This is a genomic window from Bradyrhizobium sp. LA6.1 (genome assembly GCF_040547805.1).
GTDB lineage: Bacteria > Pseudomonadota > Alphaproteobacteria > Rhizobiales > Xanthobacteraceae > Bradyrhizobium > Bradyrhizobium barranii.
In genome coordinates, this window is sequence record NZ_JBEPQK010000038.1 from 21,259 (window position 1) to 27,744 (window position 6,486).

Consider the following 6,486-nt stretch of genomic DNA (forward strand, 5'->3'; position numbering starts at 1 on the left):
AAGGGAAATTCGCTTTTTGATTGTTCGCTCGACGGCCGGAGGAACCCCGGAGATGCGATAGCGCCCCTCTTCGTCGGCCATCGCGTCATTCGGATTCACGACCCGCCAGCGCCTCCTTGCACTTGGCTGCGAAGGCGTTGAGGTACGAGCCGATCTCGCTCGCCAGTGCATCGGACCGATCGACATTTTGCAGGCTCATGTTCAGTGCGTAGACGGGAAGCCCGTCGAGCACGATGGGCGTTGCGACGGCAAGAACGGCAGGCTGCCACGACACCGCGCAATAGCCGTCGCGTTCGACGGAGCTGATCGATGTCCTGACGTCCGCAAGCAGCGCCTTCGTGGCCGCATCGCCGCGCCGTTTGAACAGTCTTAGCAATCGCTCGCGCTCGGCCCCGGCAATGCCGGCCAGATAGGCACGACCGAGCGACGTCAACTCCATCGGCACCTGCTGCCCGGCGACCACGTTGCGCAGCGCCGCGCGGGGGCTGTAGCGGATCGATTCGAGGTAGACCATCATGGTTCGATCCGCGGTCGCAAGCCCCACGTTGAGCCGGCGCTTCGCCGATTCTGCCCGCATCATCGCGCCGATCGCGTTGAGCACGGGTGATCCTGTCCGCATCGCGTGACCGATACTGATGACGGACGCGGCCAGGCGGTAGGCCCTTTCGGTGCGGACCTGGTCGAGCATCCCGGAATTGACCAGCGTTCGTGTCAGCCGGCTGACCGTCGATCGCGGCAATCCGGTTCGTTCCGCAATCTCGCCGTTGCCCAGCGTGTCGACGCCGGGCCGGAAAGCCCGAAGGATTTCGATGCCCCTTTCGAGCGACCGGTTGCCATCAACCCCGCCCGCATATCTGCGCGCCTGCACCACATCCAGCCTCCCGCGGCATTTCCACTCAGTGGAATTAGGGGGATGTTCCGGAGGTTGCAAGCCGCTATAGGCACCGGGAAGAAGAACTCCAACCACGGAGCTTGCCATGTCCTATCAGCTCATCGAGTTTTCCGTCGACGCCGGTGTCGCGACGATCGCATTCAACCGGCCGGAACGGCGCAATGCCATGAGCGACGACATGCGCACCGAGTTCGTCAGTGCGCTCGAAACCGTCTCCCGCGACAGGGCGATCAAGGCCCTGGTGCTGACCGGGCGCGGCAACGCCTTCTGCGCCGGCGGCGATATCAGCGGAATGAAGCGCCGGCTCGAAGCGCCGCAGGGCGAAGTCGCATTCAACGGATGGAGCCGTCAGCAGGGCGTGCACCACGTGCAGTCGTTCCTGCTGGGCCTGCCGAAACCGACGATTGCCGCCGTCAACGGCGCCGCGGCGGGCCTCGGTGCGGACACCGCGCTTGCCTGCGACTTCGTCATGGCAACGGAACGATCGAAATTCACCTGGTCCTACATCAAGCGAGGCCTGATACCCGACGGCGGCGGCCTGTATTTCCTGCCTCGCCGGGTCGGGCTTGCGAAGGCAAAGGAGCTGATTTTCACAGGGCGCGTCGTCGAGGCCGATGAAGCGCTCTCGCTCGGCATCGTCGATCGCAAGGTGGCCTCGACCGAGCTGCTGCCGGCGGCGCAGGCCTGGGCGGCCGAATTGGCTCAGGGGTCTCCCACCGCGCTCGCGCTGGGCAAAAAGATCCTGAACGAGACCTTCGAGCACTCCGCACATGACATTTTCAGTCTCGGCAGCCAGGCGCAGGCCATCTGCTACACCAGCGCGGAGCATCGGGACGCCGTGACGGCGTTCCTCGCCCAATCCTCGTCGAAGGATTGAGCGATGGATGCCATCGAACGCCTGATCCGACCGCGCAGCGTCGCAATCATCGGCGCATCGGCAGACCCAAGCAAGACGGCGGGGCGGCCGGTCTCTTATCTCCAGAAGCACGGCTTTGCGGGTAAGATTTATCCCGTCAATCCGAAGGTCGCGGAAATCGGCGGTCTGGCCTGCTACGCCGACGTCGCTTCGCTGCCCGGCGTGCCCGATGTCGGCATTGTCCTGCTCGGTGCGGAGCGCGCGCATATCGCGGTGCGCGAATTGTCGGAGCGGGGAGCTGCCGCGGCAATCGTTCTTGCCAGCGGCTTCACCGAAACCGGGGCGGCAGGCGCCGAGCGCCAGAAGCAGCTCATGGAAGCCGCAGGATCCATGCGCATTCTCGGGCCGAACACGATCGGCCTGGTGAATCTCACCAACAGTATCGTGCTCTCGGCATCCGGCGCGCTGGCGATGGATCACTTCCCGACCGGCGCGATCGGACTGGTCTCGCAAAGCGGAGGCATTCTCGGCGCCTTGTTGTCGCGCGCCGCCGCGCGCGGGGTAGGGCTGTCCAAGCTGGTGTCGACCAGCAACGAAGCCGATCTCGAGCTCGCTGATTTCATCGACTTTCTTGCCGATGACGGTGCAACCAGGGTCATTGCGCTCTATATCGAGGCGATCCGCAATCCGGCTCGCTTTCGGCAGGCGGTCCTCAAGGCACGACGCGCCGGCAAACCCGTCGTCGCCCTCAAGATCGGGCGCTCGGAAGCGGGTGCAAAGGCGGCCGTCTCGCACACCGGGGCGCTTGCGGGCTCCGACCGCATGTACGACGCCTTGTTCGGGCAGCTCGGCGTGATCCGCGCGAAAACGTTTGATGACCTGCTTGACATTCCCGCAGCCCTTGCGGCGGGATGGAAGCTGTCCGGCAGGCGTGTGGCGATCCTCACCTCGACCGGCGGCGCCGGCACGATCGTGTCCGACAGTCTCGGCGTCGCGGGCTTTGTGACGCCCGCTCCCGACACTGAGACGGCCGCGCAATTGCGTGCCTTGCAGTCGGGATCGCACGCCGCGCTCGATCGCAATCCGATCGACGTGACCTTGGCCGGTCTGCAGCCGGATCTGCTTCGCGCCGCAATCCGCATCCTGCTCGCAAGTCCCTCCTACGACGCACTGACCATCATTGTCGGCTCGTCAGCCGTGGGATCGCCAACTTTGATGGCCGATGCCATCCACGACTGCCTGCCGATGAGCGACAAGCCCGTCATTGCCTATGTGAGTCCTTACGCGCCTGACGTGGTCTCCGTCCTCACCCGGCGAGGCGTTCCGGCCTATACGTCCGCCGAAAGCTGCGCCGCTGCGCTCGACGGACTCTTGCAGGCCGGACTGCCGGAACAGGTTCAGACATCCGGCTCGATCGAGCCGACGGTCGATATCAGCGACTTCCCGGCGGGATCGCTGGATGAGGCACAGGCCAAGGCCCTGTTCGCCGGTTTCGGCGTTCCGATCGTGGCGGAGAAGGTGGTCGCAACATCAGGCGAAGCGGAACAGGCGGCGCGCGACCTCAGTGGCCGGGTCGTGCTCAAGATTCTCTCTCGCGAGATCGCACACAAGAGCGACGTCGGCGGCGTCGCGGTCAACCTGACCGCCGAGACGATTGGCGGCCGCCTGACCGCGATGGCGGAGGAGGTCGAGGCCAGGACCGGGAAGCGAGCCGAACGGTTTCTGGTTCAGGAGATGATCTCAGGCGGCGTTGAAATCATTCTCGGGATGTATCGCGATCCCCTGGGCACCGCGATCCTTCTCGGTATGGGCGGCGTCACCGCCGAACTGTTCAAGGACACGACGATGCGTCTGCTTCCACCCGAAGGCGGCCTCGGTCTGTCCGAGGCTAGAGCGATGGCGCGCGATCTCGTCGCATGGCCGCTGCTGGACGGTTTTCGGGGCCGGCCAAAGTGCGATGTCGAAGCGCTCGCAGGAACGATCGTCGCTTTCTCGCGCATGGTTGCGCAGCTCGGCGACCGCCTCGTCGAGGCTGAAATCAACCCGGTGTTTGTACTGCCGGCGGGCCAGGGCGTGAAGGCGGCAGACGGATTGGTTGTTCTCAATGTCTGAACAAAATCGGATGGAGTTCCAGATGGCCATTGGCGAAATCATCAATCACGATGGCGTTCGCGGGAAGGGTTTCGCCGCGCGGCGCTGGCTGAACCTCGCCACCCTCGCCTGTGCCGCCTTGCCGGTGGTCGCGGGACTGGGAGTGGCGCCGGCGCGCGCCGAATATCCCGAAAAGATCGTCAAGATCGTGGTGCCCTTCGCAGCCGGTGGCGGGACCGACATCATCGCGCGAACGACAGCGCAGGACATCCAGGCGGATCTCGGCAAATCCGTCATCATCGAGAACAAGCCGGGCGCCGGGACCATCGTCGGAACCCAGACTGTGGCCACGAGCGAGCCCGACGGCTATTCGTTGCTGATGGCGACCTTCGCACACGCGGTCAACCCGAGCCTGTACAACAAGCTGCCGTTCGATCCGCACAAGGATTTCGCGGCGGTCTCGCTGATCGCGCGGTCGTTCAATATCGTCGTCGTCAATCCGGCATCCAAGATCAACTCGATCTCCGATCTGATCGCCGAGGCCAAGGCGAATCCGGGCAAGCTCAATTACGGTACGTTCGGCACCGGCACTTCGGCTCATCTCGCCGGCGAGCTGTTCAATGCGATGGCGAAGGTCAAGATGACGGCGGTGCCCTACAAGGGCGCGGCGCCTGCGATCAGCGATCTCCTCGGTGGGCAGATCGACGTGATGTTCACCACCGTGGCAAGCGCGGCCTCGCTGGTGGCCGCGGGCCAGCTCCGCGCGCTTGCTGTCACATCCGCCGAGCGTTCGGCCGCGTTTCCGCAGTTGCCGACCGTCGCCGAGGCGGGGGTGCCCGGCTATGCTGCAGAGTCGTGGTACGGATTGTACGCTCCGGCCAAGACACCCGCTCCCGTGATTGCACGCTTGAATCAGGCGGTGGCAAAGGCCGTTCAGTCCGGTGGTTTCAAGCAACTCGAGGCGAACGAAGGCCTCATCATGGTTGGGGGCTCTCCGGAAGGGCTCGATCGCTACGTCGGGCAGGAAGAGGACCGCTGGCGCAAGCTGGTCAAGGACGCGAACATCGAGGTGCAATAAGTAGCCGGTTGATGAGCTGAATCAGTGTGCTCTCCAACTCTTCAGGAGAGCTGATGGTGATGCCTTCCTTGTAATACGGCTCGACCGGATGGCCGATGCCTATCGCCGCAAGTCTGATGTCGCCGGCCTGCTCGATCTCGCCGGTGACGCGACGCAAATGTTGGTTCAGATAGCCGTCGCCATTCTCTTGCAATGTGGAATCGTCGACCGGCGCACCGTCGGACAGCACGATCAGATGTTTCCGCCTTTCTTCGCGCCGGCGTAAACGCCACGCGGCCCATTCGATGGCCTCGCCGTCGATATTCTCCTTGACGAGGTCTGGCCGCAGCATCGCGGCGCAGTGTCGCGCGCTCAACGTCTCGCCGGCGCCGCAATAGATGATGTGCAGCAGGTCGTTCAATCGCCCGGGATGGGGGCGGCTGGCGGTCGCTCAGCCATTTTTTCCGGCTCCGGCCGCCCTTCCAGCGCGCGGTCGTGAAACCGAATCGGCTTTCGGCGGATCGAGCGCACGCTCGTCGCTGTGCGCCCGCAAGGGAACCGGCTGGTCGGTTCTCGACCCGTCGTCAGAGCGGGTCGCGGATCAACGGCGCGGTGGAGCAATGGATGCCGCCGCCGCCGAGCGCGACCTTGTCGTAAGCGACGACGCGGGTGGTCACGCCGGCCTTGGCGAATTTCTCCATGGTCCGCCCGCGCCTTGACCGTCTTGATGTTGACCGTCTTTGCTGATGCCCTTGGCCTTCACCCTGGTGACGATCAGCTTCTTGTTGGCCCGCGTCTCACGCTGCGCCCTCGACTTCGTTTGCGTGGGCTCGATCTTGGTCTCTGTCATCATGGCACTCCCATGTTGTCGAGCAGTGCACGAATGCGCATCAGCTCGGTGCTAAAGTCCCATCGATGGCAATACCCGGTATTGGGCCCGATCTTGCATTTCGGACCACAGCACAGCGCGGTGAGGATTTGGTCATCGGTCGGTCGCTTCATGTTGCCGCAACTTTATCTCGAAAGAAAAGGCCGCCTGCGTTGCCACAAGCGGCCCAAGTCAGGGAGGAAACGCCCAAGGAGGGCAGCGATAGCGGGAGGCTACCGCATGCCCTAGCTAAGACGATCGTGATCAGCGGCTCAATTAACGTAAGGGATCACGGACCTATACGAACGTTTATGGGGCTCGCCCCTTGAAGCCGAGCACTTCCGCACTAGTGCCGCACGCCGATCATCCGCATGGTCAGCATCGCGGTGTGCCCTATTGTCGGTTCGTTGTGACCCTGCCGACGTTGCGACCGCCCGCATCATAGATCGTCGTCGTGTTGCCGGCCTTCGGGCGGTTCTTTCTTTTGGCGGCATCAGTTGGGTAACTTCCGTTGGTCACTTTTCAGAAATGGCCTTGGGTTGCGGGATGTCCGTTCGCAGGGGTAAACCTGACCCTAACGGATTAAAGTGCCGACTTCCGAAATTGACCCAAATGCGACAATTACCGCCTTTCGGCGTACCAAGCAGTGGCGTTAAATTCGTGGTCCGGACCGAGAGGCTGCGATGAGAAGGCGCGACTTCATCACATTGGCCGGGGCGGCT

General features: G+C 63.6%; 5 protein-coding genes. 3 read left to right on the forward strand and 2 right to left on the reverse strand.

The genetic code is table 11. The annotated features are described in order from the left end of the window. Nucleotides 1-85: 85 nt before the first annotated feature. The gene (locus ABIB99_RS43505; protein WP_354182037.1) at nucleotides 86-871 is read right to left on the reverse strand and encodes an IclR family transcriptional regulator; all 786 of its coding nucleotides are present in this window, start codon (nucleotides 869-871) and stop codon (nucleotides 86-88) included. Nucleotides 872-977: 106 nt separating this feature from the next. Between ABIB99_RS43505 and ABIB99_RS43510 the strand changes: the two genes are divergently transcribed. The 3 genes from ABIB99_RS43510 to ABIB99_RS43520 are packed head-to-tail and all read left to right on the forward strand — an operon-like array spanning nucleotide 978 to nucleotide 4,917. Continuing rightward, nucleotides 978-1,769: an enoyl-CoA hydratase/isomerase family protein gene (locus tag ABIB99_RS43510; protein WP_354182039.1), complete on the forward strand. Its 792-nt coding sequence runs from the start codon at nucleotides 978-980 to the stop codon at nucleotides 1,767-1,769. A gap of 3 nt (nucleotides 1,770-1,772) precedes the next feature. Further along, the gene (locus ABIB99_RS43515; protein ID WP_354182041.1) at nucleotides 1,773-3,860 is read left to right on the forward strand and encodes an acetate--CoA ligase family protein; all 2,088 of its coding nucleotides are present in this window, start codon (nucleotides 1,773-1,775) and stop codon (nucleotides 3,858-3,860) included. Between the two features lie 22 nt (nucleotides 3,861-3,882). Then, nucleotides 3,883-4,917 (forward strand): tripartite tricarboxylate transporter substrate binding protein, encoded by a 1,035-nt coding sequence (locus ABIB99_RS43520; RefSeq protein WP_354182043.1) that lies wholly within the window; start codon nucleotides 3,883-3,885, stop codon nucleotides 4,915-4,917. On the opposite strand, the gene ABIB99_RS43525 is transcribed toward ABIB99_RS43520, so the two are convergent. Beyond that, on the reverse strand, nucleotides 4,889-5,317 hold the full coding sequence (locus ABIB99_RS43525; protein ID WP_354182045.1) for a cobaltochelatase CobT-related protein: 429 nt from the start codon (nucleotides 5,315-5,317) through the stop codon (nucleotides 4,889-4,891). The two genes, ABIB99_RS43520 and ABIB99_RS43525, sit on opposite strands and share 29 nt — an antisense overlap. Nucleotides 5,318-6,486: the final 1,169 nt, after the last annotated feature.